This is a genomic window from Streptomyces deccanensis (assembly GCF_022385335.1).
GTDB lineage: Bacteria > Actinomycetota > Actinomycetes > Streptomycetales > Streptomycetaceae > Streptomyces > Streptomyces deccanensis.
Window position 1 is genome coordinate 4,377,396 of the sequence record NZ_CP092431.1, and the last position, 17,311, is coordinate 4,394,706.

A 17,311-nucleotide genomic window follows, 5' to 3' on the forward strand; every position below is an offset into this window, starting at 1 on the left:
CGCTCGGAGGCTACGCCCGGATGTCCAGAAAGTAAACAGGTTCGGGCAACACTCGGGCCGACTCGGACATGATCGGGCGTGGGGGACACGACGGGGCCCCGCACCATGGAAAGGTGCGGGGCCCACTCCCACCGGTCGGCGGCGGCGTCGATCGGCGTCAATCAGCGGCCACGGCTGCCCGCTCACCGGCGCCCTCGTGCGCGTCCTCGCCCGAGCCCTCGCCCGCGCCCGCGCCCGCGCCCGCCGTGGAACGTGCCGGCAGGGCGAACATCAGCAGGAAGATCGCGATCAGGACCGCGGCCACCCAGCCGAGCGCGTGCTCGAAGGCGTCGACGAAGGCGGGGCCGATGTCGGCCGGGGCGAGCCGGTCGTCCATGACGCCGAAGAAGACCACGGCGACCAGGCCGAGCCCGAGGGCGTTGCCCATCTGCTGGACCGTGCTGATCAGCCCGGACGCGGAACCGGCGTGCTCGCGCGGCACCCCGGAGAGGATCGCGTCGGTCAGCGGGGCGACGATGAGCCCCATGCCCGCGCCCATCACGACCAGCGGGAGCGCCATCTGCCAGGGGGTGATGGCGAGGCCGTACCGTTCGGACTCCACCAGGTAGAGGAGCACACCGGCCGCCATCAGCAGCGCGCCCGCCTGGAGGACCTTGCGGCCGAAGCGCGGGACGAGCTTCTGGACCGACACCCCGGCGGCGACCGAGACGGCGACGGAGAACGGGATGCCGGTGAGGCCCGCCTTCAGGACGCTCCAGCCCAGGCCGGTCTGGAGGTAGAGGGTCCAGACGAGGAAGAAGACGCCGAGGGCGATCCCGAAGACGGTCTGGACGGCGATACCGGCGGCGAAGCTCTTGACCCGGAACAGGGACAGTTCGATCAGCGGGGATCCGTCGCGCGCCGCCTTGCGCCGCTCGTACGCCACCAGCGCCGCGAACACGACGAGCGAACCCGCCATCGAGACGTGGCCCCACAGCGGCCAGCCCGTCTCGTGGCCCCGGGTGAGGGGGTAGAGCAGCATCAGCAGTCCGCCGGTGACGAGTGCGACGCCGACGAGGTCCAGCCTCAGGGCGTGGGGGGCCTTGGACTCGGTGATGAATCGGCGGCCGAGGATCAGTCCCGCGACGCCGACCGGGAGGTTGATCAGGAAGATCGCGCGCCATTCGAGGCCGAGCGGGTTCCATTCGATGAGCAGGGCGCCCAGCAGCGGGCCCGAGACCGCGCCGAGCCCCACGATCGCGCCGAACAGCCCGAACACCTTGCCGCGTTCGTGTGCCGGGAAGGTCGCGTGCACGATCGACAGCACCTGGGGCACCATCAGCGCGGCGGTCGCGCCCTGCGCGATCCTGGCCGCCACCAGCATCTCCGGGTTCGCGGCGAGACCGCACAGCGCGGAGGCGAGGGTGAAGCCGCCGATGCCGAGGAGGAAGATCCGGCGCCGACCGTGGATGTCGCCGAGCCGGCCGCCGGTGACGAGGCCCGCGGCGAAGGCGAGGGCGTAGCCGGCGGTGATCCACTGGATCTGGCTGAACGTGGCCCCTTCGCCCCGCTGGATGGAGGGGATCGCGATGTTGACGATGGTGACGTCGACGAGGTCCATGAAGGCGGCCGTCATGACGATGGCGAGGGCCGTCCAGCGTCGGCGATCGGCTCCGCCGGGGGGCGCGTCGAGCGCGGTCGGGGCTTCTGCCGGTGGTTCCGTGCGGGTGGTCTGTGGCTGATCGCGCAGTTCCCCGCGCCCCTTCAGGGCGCTCGTTGTCGAGGTCATGTAGGGAAAGTAGAGGGCGAGTAGGTCGGATCGTGTCCTACTTCTCCGGCATGCTCGGAAGCATGACTACGGACACTCCGGCGCGGCTCCTCCAGCTCCTCTCCCTCCTCCAGACACCCCGCGAGTGGCCCGGGGGTGAACTCTCCGAACGGCTCGGCGTCTCGCGGCGGACCGTGCGGCGGGACATCGACCGACTGCGGGAGCTCGGCTACCCGGTGCAGGCGACGATGGGGGCCGACGGCGGCTATCGGCTGGTCGCGGGCAAGGCCATGCCCCCGCTCGTCCTGGACGACGAGGAGGCCGTGGCGATCGCGGTGGGGCTGCGGGCCGGGGCCGGACACGCGGTGGAGGGGGTGGACGAGGCGTCCGTACGGGCGCTGGCCAAGCTGGAGCAGGTGCTGCCGTCGCGGCTGCGCCACCGGGTCTCCACCCTGCAGGCCGCAACCACTCCCCTGACCAGCGGTGACGGGGCGACGGTCACACCCGAGACGCTGACCGTGATGGCTTCGGCGGTGGCGGGGACCGAGCGGTTGCGTTTCGCCTACCGCTCCGGCGACGGCACGGACTCGCGCCGCCACTGCGAGCCGTACCGGCTCGTCTCGACCGGACGCCGCTGGTATCTCGTCGCGTACGACCTCGACCGCGCCGACTGGCGGACCTTCCGGGTGGACCGGGTCGACGAACCCTTCGCCACGGGCGCCCGGTTCGCGCCGCGCGAGCTGCCGACGGGGAGCGCGGAGGAGTATCTGAAGCAGTCGATGTACCGGCGGCAGGAGACGTACGAGTTCGACGTCACCTTCGCCGCACCGGCCGAGTTCATCGCGGCCCGGCTGCCCCGCTGGGTCGGAACGCCCGAGCCCGTCGACGAACACAGCTGCCGGTTGCGGGCCTCCGTCGGTGACTCCGTGGAGTGGCTGGCGGTCCGGCTCTCGGTGGTCGACTGCGATTTCACGGTGCATCAGCCGCCGGAACTGGTCGGATACATAAGGGAGTTGGGGGCTCGGCTGACGCGGGCGGCGGGGGACGCCGACGGGTGAGCCACCCGTGACGACGCCTCTGACGTGCGGGGACGGCCATCGCCGGGCCACCGGCGCAGAGGGACTCTGTGGCACAATCTGCCGTTCGGGTCACCCCGGGGTTCAGGTCCGGGGTGGCCCGTCGGCGTTCCTGGCGGCCGAGGGCGGACATCGAGCCGGGCTTCGGCGCCAGGGGGGAGGCGCCGAAGCCCGGCTCTGGGAGAGTCCCGGCGCTGGGGGGAGAGCGTCGGGACTCGGCTTCGGAAAACTGCGGTCGTGGCGGTCGAACTCCGGGTCCCGGGCCTGAGGCTCCGGGCCGGTGAAGTCGTGGGCCCGGAAGTCTTGTGCCCCGGGAACGGGGAGTTGAAGCGGCGTAGTACGGCCAAGTAGCGGCGTCCTACGGCCAATCGGCGACAGAGTCCCACCGAGGGTGTGACTGACGCACGGTCAAGGTTTGCCCGCCCCACGGCCAGGGACGGTCGGCGTACAGCCAAGGATGGCCAACGTGCACCCAGGGACGCACGGCGTACGGCCAAGGCGTGGGCCGCCTACGGCGGTGGACGGGACCGGCGCGTACGGCCGTGGACTGGACCGGGCCGGGCCCCGTGGCGGCCCCAGGGGGGCGGGCCGTTACGGGGCCCTGGTCGGTGTTCGGGCCCGGGCGGTGCTCCGGCCGCCGGGATCAGGCGGCGGCGTCGAAGCCGGTGTCGCGGGCGAGCTTCTTCAGTTCGAGCAGGGCGTGCTTCTCGATCTGGCGGATCCGCTCCCGGGTGAGACCGTGCTCCTTGCCGACCTCGGTGAGCGTGCGCTCGCGGCCGTCCTCGATGCCGTACCGCATCTTGATGATGGACGCGGTGCGCTGGTCGAGGCGCCCGATGAGGCTGTCCAGCTCCTCGCTGCGCAGCAGCGTCAGCACGGACTGCTCGGGCGATACCGCGGAGGTGTCCTCCAGCAGGTCGCCGAACTGGGTGTCGCCGTCGTCGTCCACCGACATGTTCAGCGAGACCGGGTCGCGGGCCCAGTCGAGGACGTCGCTGACGCGGTCCGCGTTGGAACCGAGCTCGGCGGCGATCTCGGCGGGCTCCGGGTCGCGCCCGTGCTCGCGGTTGAACTCGCGCTGCACACGGCGGATCCGGCCCAGCTCCTCGACGAGGTGGACGGGGAGGCGGATGGTGCGCGACTGGTCCGCTATCGAACGGGTGATGGCCTGACGGATCCACCAGGTGGCGTACGTCGAGAACTTGAAGCCCTTGCGGTAGTCGAACTTCTCCACCGCTCGGACCAGGCCGGCGTTCCCCTCCTGGATCAGGTCGAGCAGGGGCAGGCCACTGCGCGGGTAACGCCGGGCGACGGCCACGACGAGGCGCAGGTTCGATCGGATGAAGATGTCCTTGGCCCGCTCGCTGTCGGCGACGAGGGCTTCGAGCTCCTCACGGGTGGCGTCCGCCCTGGCCTCCTCCTCGCCGTCGAGGATCTGCTGCGCGAACACACCCGCCTCGATGATCTGGGACAGCTCGACTTCCTTGGCGGCGTCGAGCAGCGGTGTACGCGCGATCTCGTCGAGGTACATGCCGACCAGGTCGCGGTCGGCGATCTCGCCGCCAGAGGCGCGAACGCTGCGAGCCGCGTCGGTCCGGCCGGAGGCGGACGAACGACGAGCGGCGACGGCACGGGTTGCCATGCGTGCTCCCTTGCGATGGTGGGCTGGCAGGGTCGTGTCTGTTCCTACGTAGGTCGTGATGCGGCCGCTCGGACACTCTCCCGAGTGCCCTGCTTCCGAAGGAAACAACGACTGGAATCAGGACAGAATTCCCAACCCGTCCCACTATTTTTCTGATCTTGCAGTACCCTGTGCCGCCGCAGGAGGAGGCGTGATGTCAGCGGAGTCCCTAGAGGTGCAGGTCAGACCAGGAGTCGAGACCGACCTCGTCGCCCTCACCGACCTCTACAACCACTACGTCCGTGAGACGCCCATCACATTCGATACCGCTGTCTTCACTCCGGAAGAGCGCCGCCCTTGGCTGCTCTCCCACCTTGAAGACGGACGGCATCGTCTGATGGTTGCCGTCGAGACGGGTTCACAGCGGATTCTTGGATACGCCACGAGCAGCGCGTTTCGCCCGAAGGCGGCGTACGACACCTCGGTGGAGGTGTCGGTGTACCTCGCCCCGGACGCGGGCGGCCGGGGCGTGGGCACGCTGCTCTACAAGGCGCTGTTCGAGGCGCTCGCCGACGAGGACGTCCATCGCGCCTACGCCGGCATCACCCAGCCGAACATGCCGTCGACCCGGCTGCACGAGCGCTTCGGGTTCCAGCATGTCGGCACCTATCGCGAGGTCGGGCGGAAGTTCGGGCGGTACTGGGACGTGGCCTGGTACGAGAGGGAACTGTGAGGTCCGCGGGGTCCCCGTGGTCCCCAGGCTCGCTCGGGTGTCACTGCTCGGCGGCCAGGGCCTCCCTCATGGTCTTCGCGGTGGTGCGTGGGTCATAGCCCTCAGGTACCCCGTCGACCAGGATGATGTCGCCCTGGATGTGGCGTGTGCGGAGCGGGGCGATCTCCTGGTAGGCGGGTGAGTCCCACCAGGCGCGCGCCTCCGCGATACCGGGGAAGCCGATCACCACGACGGCTCCGGGCCAGCTCCCCTCCTTCACCTCGTGCGGGGTGACGTGCACGAGGAAGCGGCCGCCGTACGGCTCGAAAGTGGCGGGGATGCGTTCGATGTACTCGGCGATCTCCGGGTGCGGGGCGGCGTCCTTCAGGTGGGCGATGGCGTAGGCGGGCATGGGCGTCCTCCGGTCGGTTCCGACGATCGACGCCTTCGAGCCTGACAGGGGTACGGGCCCGGGTCGATGACCTGTCAGGTAAGCGACCCCGGCCCGTGCGCACGCCCATGGGGTCAGCCGAACTGCACCGAGCGCTTCGCGAGGCCCATCCAGAAGCCGTCGATCACCGACTTCTGGGCGTCGAGTTCGCCGGCGGCCTCGGCCGCGCCCATCGTGACGAAGAGGGGGGCGAAGTGCTCGGTGCGGGGGTGGGCCAGCTGTCCGGCCGGGGACTTGTGGAGGAAGTCCAGGAGGGCGTCCCAGTCGCGGGTCTCCAGGGCGCGGTGGCCCCAGTCGTCGAACTCGGCGGACCAGGTGGGTACACCGGGCTGACGGAGGGCCGCCAGGTTGTGGGTGAAGAAGCCGGAGCCGATGATCAGCACGCCCTCGTCACGGAGGGGGGCGAGTTTGCGGCCGACGTCCATCAGCTTCAGCGGGTCCAGGGTCGGCATGGAGATCTGCAGGACCGGTATGTCGGCGTCGGGGTACATCTCGACGAGGGGGACGTACGCGCCGTGGTCGAGGCCCCGGTCCGGGATGTCCTGGACGGGGGTGCCGGGGGCCTGGAGCAGCTTGCGGACCGAGGCCGCCAGCGCGGGGGCGCCCGGGGCGCCGTACTGGACCTGGTAGTAGTGCTCGGGGAAGCCCCAGAAGTCGTAGACCAGGGGGACGGTGTCGACCGCGCCGAGGGCGAGGGGGGCCTCCTCCCAGTGGGCGGAGACCATGAGGACCGCCTTGGGGCGGGGCAGGGTCGCGGCCCAGGCGGCGAGTTCGCCGGGCCAGATCGGGTCGTCGGCGAGCGGTGGGGCCCCGTGGCTCAGGTACAGGGCGGGCATGCGCTCGGCGGTGGCGGCGGACATAGGGGTGACTCCCTCAACACATGCGCGACGCACGCGACACACACGCCTCGGTGGGCCCGGCGGTCGCTTCTTGTCTCCTTGGTCGCGCCCGGCGCTCCGGGCGCTTGAGACCTCTCCCAACTCCCCAGTAGTTGAAGTCTCAATATTTCTTGTTTCACCTTACATCTCTATAGTTCAAATTTCAAGGAGGAGCCTCGTACAGTGGGGGTATGAAGACCGCATCCGCCGACGAAGAACCCCGCTGGCTCACCGACGAGGAGCAGCGCACCTGGCTCGCCTACGTGCACGCCAAGACCCTGCTCGAAGACCATCTCGACCGTCAGTTGCAGCGCGACGCGGGCATGCCGCACCTCTACTACCACCTGCTCGTGGTGCTGTCCGACGCACCGCAGCGGAGGCTGCGGATGACCGAGCTGGCGATGCAGACGAAGATCACGCGGTCGCGCCTGTCGCACGCCGTGGCCCGGCTGGAGAAGAACGGGTGGGTGCGGCGCGAGAACTGCCCCGTGGACAAGCGGGGGCAGTTCGCGGTCCTCACGGACGGCGGGTTCGAGATGCTCTCGAAGAGCGCGCCGGGGCATGTGTCGGCGGTGCGGCAGGCGCTGTTCGACCGGTTGTCATCGGAACAGCAGAAAGCCCTCGGCGAGATCATGGAGATCGTCGCGGAGGGACTTCAGCCGACGGAGGCGGGCGCGGACCTGCCTTGGCTGCGGTAGGGGGTCTTTCCGTGGTGGAGATGCGCGCGTGAGGGCGTGCAGGTGAGTGGAGTGGCGTGCGCGTGAGGGGCGTGCACGTGCGCGTGAGGGGCGTGCCGGTGAGTGGGGGCTGGTCGCGCCGTTCCCCGCGCCCCTGACGGGGCGCGGGGTGGGGCAAGGGCTGCGGCCCCTGCTCCACCCCGCTCCGTCATCGGTGCCCGTCGCGTTCCCGTGCCCTGGTCAGTGGGCGATCACCGGGACCTTGACCTCGTTCGACGCGTCCTCGCCGTCGGCCGAGGCCGCCGTCATGTCGGGCTTGCCCGTCGTGATGAGGGTGAAGGCGATGGCGGCGGAGGCCACGAGGATGGCCACGGCGAACCAGATGGCGTTGGTGTAGCCGTTGACCATGCCCTCCAGCTGGACCAGCTGGGCGGCCGGCTTCGAGGTGGCCGAGCCGATGTGGTCCGCGATGTAGGACGTGGTGGCCGAGGCGGCGATCGTGTTCAGCAGGGCCGTACCGATGGCGCCGCCGACCTGCTGCGAGGTGTTGACCATGGCGGAGGCCACGCCCGCGTCACGCGGTTCGACCCCGTAGGTCGCCAGGGACATCGCCGGCATGAACGCCGTACCCATACCGAGGCCGAGCAGCAGCTGGGCCGGCAGGAGCAGGGTGGTGTACGAGGAGCCGACCTCCATCTGGGTCAGCAGGAGCATGCCGAGACCGGCGACCAGGAAGCCCGGGGCCATCAGCAGGCGCGGCGCGACCCGGGTCATCAGGCGGGTGCCGATCTGGGTCGAGCCGATGATCATGCCCGCGATCATGGGCAGGAAGGCGAAGCCCGTCTTGACCGGGGAGTACCCCTTCACGATCTGCAGGTAGTAGGTCAGGAAGAGGAACAGGCCGAACATCGCGATGATCGCGAGGCCGAGCGAGAGGTAGACACCGCCGCGGTTGCGCTCCAGGAGCACGCGCAGGGGCAGCAGCGGGGCCTTCACCTTGGACTCGACGAACACGAAGGCCGCGAGCAGCACCGCCGAGGCGACGAACAGGGTGATCGTCATCGAGTCGCCCCACCCGTCGGACTCGGCCCGCGTGAAGCCGTAGACCAGGGAGACCAGACCCAGGGTGGACAGGACCACGCCGGGGATGTCGAGCGGGGAGCGGTTGCGGCCGCCCTCCGGCTCACGGATGACCAGGTACGCGCCGACCGCGGCGATCACCGCGAACGGGATGTTGACGAAGAACGTCCAGCGCCAGTCCAGGTACTCGGTGAGGAAGCCGCCGAGGATCAGGCCCACGGCGCCGCCGCCACCGGCGATGGCACCGTAGATGCCGAACGCCTTGGCGCGCTCCTTGGCGTCGGTGAACATCACCGCGAGGAGGGAGAGCGCGGCGGGCGCGAGCAGCGCGCCGAAGACGCCCTGGAGGGCGCGGGCGCCCAGCATCATCGCCTCACCGGTGGCCGCGCCGCCCAGTGCGGAGGCGCCGGCGAAGCCGATCAGACCGGTGACGAAGGTGCGCTTACGGCCCCAGATGTCGGAGATACGGCCGCCGAAGAGCAGCAGACCGCCGAAGGCCAGGGCGTACGCGGTGATGACCCACTGACGGTTGCCGTCGGATATCCCCAGGTCCTGCTGGGCGGAGGGGAGGGCGATGTTCACGATGGTCGCGTCGAGCACGACCATCAGCTGGGCGAGGGCGATGAAGACGAGCGCTTTCCAGCGGTTGGCGTGCGCGTCGCCGGTCTCGGTTGTCTTGGTCGTCTTGGTTGTGCCGACTGTTTCGGACATGGGGGTACCCACTTCGGGACTTCGTGACGGAAAGATCGGTATCGGGCGGTGAAACGGGCGTCGAGAAGTAGCGGTCTGTCGTCGTCGACAGCCGGAAGATCGATGGGTCAGTTCAGGTCTTGCCTGGTGGTCAGGACGGGCACGGCCTCCGGAGGTCCTCCACGGTCACGGGTGCGCCGGGCAGTTCGGAGGGAGCCGGGGCGCGCATCCCGTCCAGGAGCAGTTGCAGATGGCGGTGGACGAAGCGGTCGACGCCCGCGCACTGGGTGCCGGCCGGTGGCCTGCTGAGCTGGCTGACGGCGATCATCAGGTCGCCGACACCCACGTCGGAGCGCAGCTGCCCGGCGTCCCGGGCGCGCCGCATGATCCCTTCGACCTGCTCCTCCAGGCGCTCACGCGCCGCCTCGAGGTCGGGGTGGTGCTTGTCGAACGAGCTCTGGATCATCGGGCAGAGCGCGCTGACCCGTTCGTCGGCCGAGGTGTGCACGAAGCGCGAGAGCGCCTCGAACGCGTCACCGGTCTCGGTGAGCGCGGTCTCCGCCGCGAGGGCCGTACGGTCCATGACCGAGCAGACGACCTCACGGACCAGTGCCTCACGGTCCGGGAAGTTGCGGTACAGCGTGGCGTTGCCGACACCGGCCCGGCGGGCGATCTCGTCGAGCGGCACCTCGGGGCCGAACTCCACGAACATCTCCCGGGCGGCGGTGACGATCCGCTCCCGGTTGCGCAGGGCGTCCGCCCGAGGGCGAGGCACCTTGCGACGCACGGCGGTGGCGGTGGTGCTCTCCACGGCGTACTCCTCTGCCTGATCCAGTGGTGTGGGGGGCGCCCGGTGACGATCCGGGGATGGAGTCCCCGTTTCGCTCGGACGAAGGGTTAAACGGGGAAACGATCCCCGGTTATTTCCCCGCACCGAAGACTTTTCGCGTGACCTGGGTCACATCGGGGCTGAAGGTGGGGGCCACCGGAGCGCACCCCACGTTCGGCCCTTCCAGCGCGCGCCCACGCACCGGCCGACCCAGGGTGATCGAGAGGGCGCAGCCTTGTCACCGGACGGCTGCCGTGGAGCGAAGGGCGCGGGCATGCAGCAGCCGTTCCGCAGAAGCGGGATACCTCCGCGCCGGATACGCCCCCGGCGGACCCGTGCGCGCCGGATGCGTCCGCGCCGGCTCGTCGCGCTCGCGTCCGTCACCGCCCTCACGCTCGCGGTCAGCACCTCCGCAGGCGCCGGGCGCCTGATGGCGAAGGACAAGGCGACGGCCGCGGGGGCCACCGCCGTGGTCCGCGGTTCGGCGCTCGGCCCCTGCATGATCCGCGGCCCGCTCGGCACCCAGATGTCCGAGGGCATCCCGACCCCGCCCGGCTACTCCCGCTCCACCGGCACGGTCCGCGCCCTCAACCTGATGATCGACTTCTCCGACGCCCCCGGTGAGGGCAGCGCGATGGACCGCTTCGCGGAGTTCGCGCCGCAGACCCAGAAATGGTTCAGGACGAGTTCGTACGGCCGTATCGACTACCGTCCCGAGGCCCCGCTCACCGAGTGGCTGCGGATGCCGAGGTCCTTCCGCTCCTACGACATAGAGCGCGGCGCCCCCTTCGACCCCGGCTACCGCCGGCTGGTCCAGGACATGGTGCGGGCCGCCGATCCACTCGTGGACTTCCGGTCGTACGACCTCGTCAACGTCCTCGTCACGCCGAACGCGGGGCCCTCCGCCCTCGACACCGTCCTGTCGGTGACGTTCGCGGGCAACCGGGAGGCGCCGGTCGCGGACGGTGTGCCGGTCTCCAACGCGTCCTTCGTCTACAGCCGCCAGGACGACGGCTCGGGCTCGTACGGGGAGACCGGGTACCGGGTCCTCCCTCACGAGAACGGCCATGCCTTCGGCCTTCCCGACCTCTACACCCACGAGGGCGGGGGCGCGGTGGGGCACTGGGACATCATGAGCGAGGACTGGGGCGTCGACAACGATCTGCTGGGCTGGCACAAGTGGAAGCTCGGGTGGCTCGACGAGACGCAGGTGGCGTGTGTGGCGCACGTCGGTTCGGCGGAGTACCTGCTGACGCCGCTCGCCTCCGAGGGCGGGGCGAAGCTGATCGTCGTGCCGCTCAGTTCCCGTACGGCGTACGTGGCGGAGTTGCGGACGCGGGCGGGCAACGACGCGGTGGTGTGCCGGCCGGGGGTGCTCGTCTACCGGGTCGACGCGGCCGTCGACACCGGGAACGGGCCGATCAAGGTCCACGATGCGCGGCGGGACAGCGGGGGGTGCACGCGCAGCCCCAACGTCCACGCGGAGCTCTCCGACGCGCCGCTCGCCGTCGGCGAGACGTTCAAGGACGCGCGGGCGGGGGTGGAGATCGCTGTGGCGGGGGTGGATGTCGGGGGGAACCATCGGGTGGTGGTGAGTCGGAGGTGACGGGTTGGGGGCGGCGGGGTGGGTGGTTGGGTGGTTGGGGTGCGTTTTCGGGTGCGGGTGGGTGGGGGTTGCTCGCGCAGTTCCCCGCGCCCCTAAAAGACCAGGCCCTGCGGGCCTGAAAGACCAGGGCCCCGCGGGCCTGACAGACCACGGTCCTGCGGGCCTGAAAGACCACGGTCCTGCGGGCCTGAAAGACCACGGTCCTGCGGGCCTGAAAGACCACGGTCCTGCGGGCCTGAAAGACCACGGTCCTGCGGGCCTGAAAAGCGCGGGGCGCAGCCCCCGCTTTTCAGGGGCGCGGGGAACTGCGCGAGAAGCCCCACGCACCCGCACCCGCCAACGCACCCGAACCCCCGAGCTATCAGGCGCCCGGCGTAGCGGCGCAGCCAGGCCGCATTACCGTGAACCCATGCTCCCGAACGCCCCCGGCGCGGCCGCCGCCTCCGCGCCCGCGCCCGCCGAAGCCGTCGCACCCCTGATGCGGGGGATCACCGTGCTGCGCCGGCTCACCGAAGCGGACGGAACGCTGAGCCCGAGTGCGCTGGAGAAGGCGACCGGCCTCGCACGTTCCACCGTGGACCGGATCACGGCGACGCTGGCCCGCATGGGCTACGTACGGCTGGACGGCCGTGACGCCGTCCTCGCCCCCCGGCTGATGGAGCTGGGCAACGCCTATCTCGCCGCCATCCGCCTCCCCCGCCTCCTGGACGCCCACGCGGACGCCCTCGCCGACGAACTCGACGAGTCCGTGTCCCTGGCGGTCCGCGACCAGGACGGCGTCCGCTTCATCCACCAGGCCACCCGCCGCCGCGCGATGTCCCTCAGCTTCCGCATCGGCGACCTCCTCCCGGCCGAACGCACCGCACCTGGCCCGCTGTTCGCCACCGAGTGGGAGCCGGCCGACTGGGCCCGGTGGCGCGCCCGCCGCACGGCCGACCCCGAGGGCCGCGGCTTCCCGGCGGTCCCCCCGCGAGGCGGTGCCTACGACGACTTCGAGGACCGTACGGCTGAGGCGGGCGCCCAGGGGTGGGCGCTGGACGACCAGTTGATCGAACCGGGGCTGGTCGCGGTGTCCGTACCCGTACGGGATCCGCGTACGGGCCGGGTCGCGTGTGTGGCGAGCGTCGTCAGCCACACGAGCCGGCACACCACGGATTCACTGCGCTCGACGCTGCTGCCCCGGCTGCGGGCGACGGTGGCGGAGATGGAACGGGAGCTGCGGGAGTCGACGAGACTCCCCAGATCGACGGAACCTCCCCGACCGGCGAGACTGCCCCGGTCGAGGGAGCTGACCGGGTCGGGCGAGCTGACGGAGGGGTCGGGGGCCCTCGGGCTCGCCGCCTGGACGGGTGCGTCCAAGCAGGAGCTGGGCCGGGAGTTCGTAGAGTCGCTGGCCCGGGGGCTCACCGTGATCACCTCGTTCGGCGAGGGCCGGGCCGCACTCACCCTCACCGAGGTCGCGCAGGCCACCGGGCTCGCCCGGGCGACGGCCCGGCGCGCGCTGATCACCCTCGAACACCTCGGGTACGTCGAGTCGTACGACCGGGTCTTCCGCCTGACCCCCCGGGTGCTGGGCCTGGGCTTCCCGCCCCTGTCGATGCTGCCCCTCCCCGCGATCGCCGCGCCGCACCTGGCCGAACTCTCCGCGCGCGTCCACGACTCGGCGTCCCTCGCGGTCCTCACCGGGGGCGCGGAGGAGGTGCAGTACACGGCGCGGGTCGCCACCAGCCGCATCATGAGCGTCAACATCACCCTCGGGACGCGGCTGCCGGCGTACGCGACGTCCCTGGGTCGGGTGATGCTCGCCGATCTGCTCCCCGAGGTCCCCCTGCCGGAGCCTCTCGCCCCGCTGACCCCGTACACGGTCACCGACCGGCGGGAGCTGCTGACCCTCCTGGAAGGGGTGCGGGGCGCCGGATACGCCCTGGTCGACGGGGAGTTGGAGGAGGGGCTGCGGTCCATCGCCGTACCCGTGCGGGAGCGGGGCGGACGGGTCGTCGCCGCGGTGAACGTCGCGATGCACAGCAGTCGGCGGTCGGTCGAGGAGTGCGTGGCGGAGGTGCTGCCCGAGCTGCGGGCGGCGGTGGGGCGGATCGAGGGGGAGCTCGCGGTGGCGGGGATGTTCCGGCGCGTACCGGAGGTCTGAGTCCCACCGCGAACACCGTACGCTGGCCGCGTCAGCCGTACGCGGACAGCGCACAGCGGTCGGCAGTCGGCGGTCGGTGGTCGGCCGCCGAGCAGACACAGGAAGCAAGGAGACGCGACCCCATGGCAGCCGAGAAGCCGGTCAGGAAGCAGGAGGGGTTCCAGTCGGTCTGGACCCGGCCCCGGACCGGGCGGGAGCAGCCCGCGCTGAGCCGGGAGCAGATCGTCGCCGAGGCGCTGCGGCTGCTCGACGAGGAGGGCATCGACGCGCTGAGCATGCGCAAGCTCGGCGCCCGCCTCGGGGCCGGCGCGACCTCCCTCTACCGCCACGTCGCCAACAAGGACGAGCTGCTGGAGCTGGCCGTCGACGAGATCTACGGCGAGATCGAGGTGACCGGCACCCCGGACCCGGCGAACTGGCGTACCGACACGGCGAGTTGCGCCCACAACCTGCGTACCACGATCCTGCGCCACCCGTGGCTCGCCTCGGTGCTCGGCGAGTTGGGCATGTCCTATCTCGGTCCGAACTGGATGCGGGTCTCCGAGGCCATGCTGAGGCTGCTGACGACCGCCGGGTTCCCGGCCGACGAGGCCGACCGGGCGCTCACCACGGTCGTCGCGTACGTCACCGGCACGGCCACCACCGAGGCCGCCTGGCTCAACGTCCTGGCCCGCAGCGGCCAGGACGAGCAGAGCATGGTCGAACAGCTGTGGCCCGCCGCCGAGGAGGCCGCCCAGGACTATCCGCTGCTGCGCGAGGGGTACGCCGAACAGCGCGGCACGGATCCCCGGGCGGCCCGGGAGGAAGGGTTCCAGTACGGCCTCGACCGGGTGCTGGACGGCCTGGCGACGCGACTGAAGTGACACCGGGGACCACCCTCGGCCGGCGCCGCCCGCCGACACCCCTTCCCCAACTCCCGCCCCCTCCCTACCCGTTGACGCCCGTGTACTTGCTGAGACTCCAGTTCCACAGCAGCCGTGACAGGACGAACGCGGTGAGGCCGATGAAGGGCGAGGCGAACGCGAGCGCCTCCGGTACGCCCATCGCGTCTCCGTGGCCGGTCAGTACGCCGGCCGGGAAGTAGGCGATGAACGCGAGCGGTACGACGAAGGTGAACGCGGCGGACGCGGCCTTCGGGAGGATGCTCAGCGGGTAGCTGCCGAAGGTGCCCATCAGCTCCTCCAGCCACTGGCTCCAGTACGACGTGGCCGGGAAGTGGAACGCGGCGGCGGCCAGGGCCGTGAAGAGCGCGGCCTCCACCAGCATGCCGCCGAGGACCCCGGCCACCACGTAGGCGATCCGGCCCGCCGTCCAGTCGAGCGAACTGCGTTGCAGGGCGGCGACGAACAGACCGGCCGCGACGACCAGGTCACCGAGGGCGTTGACCGGGAAGAACGCCAGCTGGACCTGGCGGTAGACCGGCATCGGGCGGATCAGGCAGGGGTCGACGATTCCTTCCTGGACCAGGACGTTCATGTACTGGACCCGGCCGAGGAACAGCACGTACAACCCGTGGGCGAGCATGCGCATGCTGGCGATGAGCAGCACGTCGGAGCTGGACCAGCCGCCGAGTCCTGGGAACCGGGTGAGCAGGACGGAGGCGAAGACGACGATCGAGACCTGCCAGATCGCGCCGACGGAGACGTTCATCAGGAACTCGCCCCGAAATTCGAGACGAGCCTTGAAGTTGAGCTTGGTGATCCGCCAGACGACGCGCCAGGCGTGGGCCGGCCCATGGGGGACGGTGTGGTGCGGAGTCGTCATGGTCAGCCTCCCTGGGACACGACGCGTCGGCCGGCCAGGTCCCAGAGCCGGCGGGTGAGCAGCGCGAGCAGCACGATCCAGACGGCCTGGATCACCATCTGCCCGAAAGCGTCGCCGAGGCCGATGCGGCCGACGTAGATGGAGAGCGGTACGCCGAGCGTCGCCTGGAACGGCAGGAACGCGCTGAGCGTGATGAACCAGTCCGGGAAGTACCAGAGCGGGGCGTACACACCGGAGAGCAGGTTCTGCGCGAAGACGAGGATCAGCAGGGCCGCCTCGTTGCGCAGGGTCCAGAAGCACATCAGGTCGACCAGCATCATCACGTAGTAGAGGACGAGTTGTCCGAGCAGCATGCTGACGGCGAACACCCCGGCCACCGAGGGGGAGGCGGGCGGGGGGACGACTCCGACGGCGAGGCACAGCAGGTATCCGGTGAACACCCAGCCGAAGCCGTAGAGCTGGTCGCCGAGGGCGCGCAGCGCGTAGTAGCGCCGGGGTCTCATCGGCCGCAGGTACCAGTAGACGATCGTGCCGAAGCGCAGATGCTGGATCACCATGTCGCGGCCCGCGCTGCGGTCGAGGCCGCGGATGCGGTTGGCGAGCACGGCGAGTACGGCGTAGCCGACGGCCTGCGTCTCGTCCAGCCCGGCGCTGGACTCGGTGTTCGCGTACAGCCCGCGCCAGAGGTAGACGACCAGGCAGACCTGGACGAACAGCCGTACGGCGGTGGCGGTCATCCGGGGCGGGGCGAGCAGTTCACCGCGCGGGGTGATCCAGGAGACGCGACGGGCGCGGGAGAGGGCGGCGGTGAACGTGCCGGGTGTGGTGGAGGAGGTGGGGGTGGGAGCGGAAGGGGAGGTGGCGGCCATGGTTCAGCCGCCCTGGGGGGTGGAGGTGGAGTCGGAGTTGGTGGAGGGGACGGTGGTGGCCAGGTGCTGGGCCTCCTGAGGCGGTACGTCGCTGAGATAGGCGGCGCGCATGACGTCCTCCAGGTCGTTCTCCTCCAGTGAGAGGTCCGCGACCCTGAACCGCCCGATGATCACCTTGAGGGCGTCGTGGACGGTGGGCGCGTCCTCCCCGACCGGTCCGAAGACGACCCGCGGCCCTTCCCGCCGCAGCACACCGATACCGGCGAACCCGGGCAACGGAACGGGGCCGCCGCCCCCTTCCCCCTGCTCGACGGCCTCGACGTCGGCGGGATCGGCGAGTGTGGCCCGGACCTGCCAGGTGCCGCCGAAGCGCCGCCGGATCTCCTGGAGGGAGCCGTCGAGGACGATCCGGCCGTGGTTGATGAGCACGACGCGCTCGGCGAGGCGTTCCACCTCGGTCATGTCGTGCGTGGTGAGCAGGACGGTACGGTCGCGCTCCTCGACCTGGTGCCGCAGGAACCGCCGTACCTGCTCCTTCACCACCACGTCCATGCCGATGGTGGGTTCGTCGAGGAAGACGACGGGTGGATCGTGCAGCAGCGAGGCGGCGAGGTCGCAGCGCACTCGCTGCCCGAGGGACAGATGCCGGACGCGGGTGTCCCAGAACTCGGAGAGTTCGAGCAGCCCGTCGAACTCCTCCATCCGCTCCCGGAACTGCCCTTCGGGCACCCCGTAGATGTCGCGCAGGATCTCGAACGACTCCCGGGCGGGCAGGTCCCACCACAACTGCGTCCGCTGCCCGAACACGGCCCCGATGTTGTGGGCGTTGCGCTCCCGGTCCTGGTGCGGGACGACCCCGGCGACGAGGGCCTCGCCCGAGGTGGGCGTGAGGATGCCGGTGAGCATCTTGATGGTGGTGGACTTGCCGGCGCCGTTGGGGCCGAGCAGTGCGAGCAACTCCCCTCTGCCGACGCTGAAGTCGACGTCCCGGACCGCGACCTTGTCCACGCGCCGCGGACTGACGAGCGACCTGAGCGCCCCCGCGAAACCGGGTTGCCGCACGGTCGTCCGGAACACCTTGGACAGCCCACGCGCCTCGATCACCGCAGACAACGGCACCACTCCCCTTCACACACCCGCTCGACGTGTCGCCCGACCCTCGCGT

Annotated in this window: 15 protein-coding genes; 6 read left to right on the forward strand and 9 right to left on the reverse strand. The window is 70.7% G+C overall.

The window, feature by feature from the left end; genetic code table 11:
• Window positions 1-157 precede the first annotated feature (157 nt).
• A complete protein-coding gene (locus L3078_RS19435) occupies window positions 158-1,768 on the reverse strand; it encodes an MFS transporter (RefSeq protein WP_239755161.1) in 1,611 nt (536 codons plus the stop codon).
• Between the two features lie 62 nt (window positions 1,769-1,830).
• Between L3078_RS19435 and L3078_RS19440 the strand changes: the two genes are divergently transcribed.
• A complete protein-coding gene (locus L3078_RS19440; RefSeq protein ID WP_239755162.1) occupies window positions 1,831-2,805 on the forward strand; it encodes a helix-turn-helix transcriptional regulator in 975 nt (324 codons plus the stop codon).
• 661 nt (window positions 2,806-3,466) lie between these two features.
• Here the strand turns inward: L3078_RS19440 and L3078_RS19445 are convergent.
• On the reverse strand, window positions 3,467-4,465 hold the full coding sequence (locus L3078_RS19445) for a sigma-70 family RNA polymerase sigma factor (protein ID WP_239755163.1): 999 nt from the start codon (window positions 4,463-4,465) through the stop codon (window positions 3,467-3,469).
• Between the two features lie 193 nt (window positions 4,466-4,658).
• Between L3078_RS19445 and L3078_RS19450 the strand changes: the two genes are divergently transcribed.
• Window positions 4,659-5,177, forward strand: coding sequence for a GNAT family N-acetyltransferase (locus tag L3078_RS19450; RefSeq protein ID WP_239755164.1), 519 nt, complete (start codon window positions 4,659-4,661; stop codon window positions 5,175-5,177).
• A 40-nt stretch (window positions 5,178-5,217) separates the two neighbouring features.
• Here L3078_RS19450 and L3078_RS19455 read toward each other — a convergent pair whose 3' ends face one another.
• Both L3078_RS19455 and L3078_RS19460 read right to left on the reverse strand, forming a co-directional pair.
• Window positions 5,218-5,568 carry a DUF1330 domain-containing protein gene (locus L3078_RS19455; RefSeq protein ID WP_239755165.1) on the reverse strand — a complete coding sequence of 117 codons (351 nt, stop codon included), beginning with the start codon at window positions 5,566-5,568 and terminating at the stop codon, window positions 5,218-5,220.
• 113 nt (window positions 5,569-5,681) lie between these two features.
• The gene (locus tag L3078_RS19460; protein WP_239755166.1) at window positions 5,682-6,467 is read right to left on the reverse strand and encodes a dioxygenase family protein; all 786 of its coding nucleotides are present in this window, start codon (window positions 6,465-6,467) and stop codon (window positions 5,682-5,684) included.
• A gap of 209 nt (window positions 6,468-6,676) precedes the next feature.
• Here L3078_RS19460 and L3078_RS19465 point away from each other — a divergent pair, with 209 nt between their 5' ends.
• Window positions 6,677-7,183 carry a MarR family winged helix-turn-helix transcriptional regulator gene (locus L3078_RS19465; RefSeq protein ID WP_239755167.1) on the forward strand — a complete coding sequence of 169 codons (507 nt, stop codon included), beginning with the start codon at window positions 6,677-6,679 and terminating at the stop codon, window positions 7,181-7,183.
• A gap of 219 nt (window positions 7,184-7,402) precedes the next feature.
• Here L3078_RS19465 and L3078_RS19470 read toward each other — a convergent pair whose 3' ends face one another.
• Entirely contained in the window at window positions 7,403-8,953 is a 1,551-nt protein-coding gene (locus tag L3078_RS19470) for an MFS transporter (RefSeq protein ID WP_239755168.1), read from the reverse strand.
• Window positions 8,954-9,083: 130 nt separating this feature from the next.
• On the reverse strand, window positions 9,084-9,743 hold the full coding sequence (locus L3078_RS19475; protein WP_239755169.1) for a TetR/AcrR family transcriptional regulator: 660 nt from the start codon (window positions 9,741-9,743) through the stop codon (window positions 9,084-9,086).
• Window positions 9,744-10,035: 292 nt separating this feature from the next.
• Between L3078_RS19475 and L3078_RS19480 the strand changes: the two genes are divergently transcribed.
• From L3078_RS19480 to L3078_RS19490, 3 genes are all read left to right on the forward strand, one after another.
• Window positions 10,036-11,367 carry a M6 family metalloprotease domain-containing protein gene (locus L3078_RS19480; RefSeq protein WP_239755170.1) on the forward strand — a complete coding sequence of 444 codons (1,332 nt, stop codon included), beginning with the start codon at window positions 10,036-10,038 and terminating at the stop codon, window positions 11,365-11,367.
• Window positions 11,368-11,776: 409 nt separating this feature from the next.
• A complete protein-coding gene (locus L3078_RS19485; RefSeq protein WP_239755171.1) occupies window positions 11,777-13,513 on the forward strand; it encodes an IclR family transcriptional regulator domain-containing protein in 1,737 nt (578 codons plus the stop codon).
• Between the two features lie 122 nt (window positions 13,514-13,635).
• Window positions 13,636-14,376 carry a TetR/AcrR family transcriptional regulator gene (locus L3078_RS19490; RefSeq protein WP_239755172.1) on the forward strand — a complete coding sequence of 247 codons (741 nt, stop codon included), beginning with the start codon at window positions 13,636-13,638 and terminating at the stop codon, window positions 14,374-14,376.
• Between the two features lie 64 nt (window positions 14,377-14,440).
• Here the strand turns inward: L3078_RS19490 and L3078_RS19495 are convergent, their stop codons facing one another.
• From L3078_RS19495 to L3078_RS19505, 3 genes are all read right to left on the reverse strand, one after another.
• Window positions 14,441-15,277, reverse strand: a complete 837-nt coding sequence (locus L3078_RS19495) for an ABC transporter permease (protein WP_239755173.1) — start codon at window positions 15,275-15,277, stop codon at window positions 14,441-14,443.
• 2 nt (window positions 15,278-15,279) lie between these two features.
• Window positions 15,280-16,014, reverse strand: coding sequence for an ABC transporter permease (locus tag L3078_RS19500; protein ID WP_239760384.1), 735 nt, complete (start codon window positions 16,012-16,014; stop codon window positions 15,280-15,282).
• 135 nt (window positions 16,015-16,149) lie between these two features.
• The gene (locus tag L3078_RS19505) at window positions 16,150-17,259 is read right to left on the reverse strand and encodes an ABC transporter ATP-binding protein (protein ID WP_239755175.1); all 1,110 of its coding nucleotides are present in this window, start codon (window positions 17,257-17,259) and stop codon (window positions 16,150-16,152) included.
• Between the last annotated feature and the right edge of the window lie 52 nt (window positions 17,260-17,311).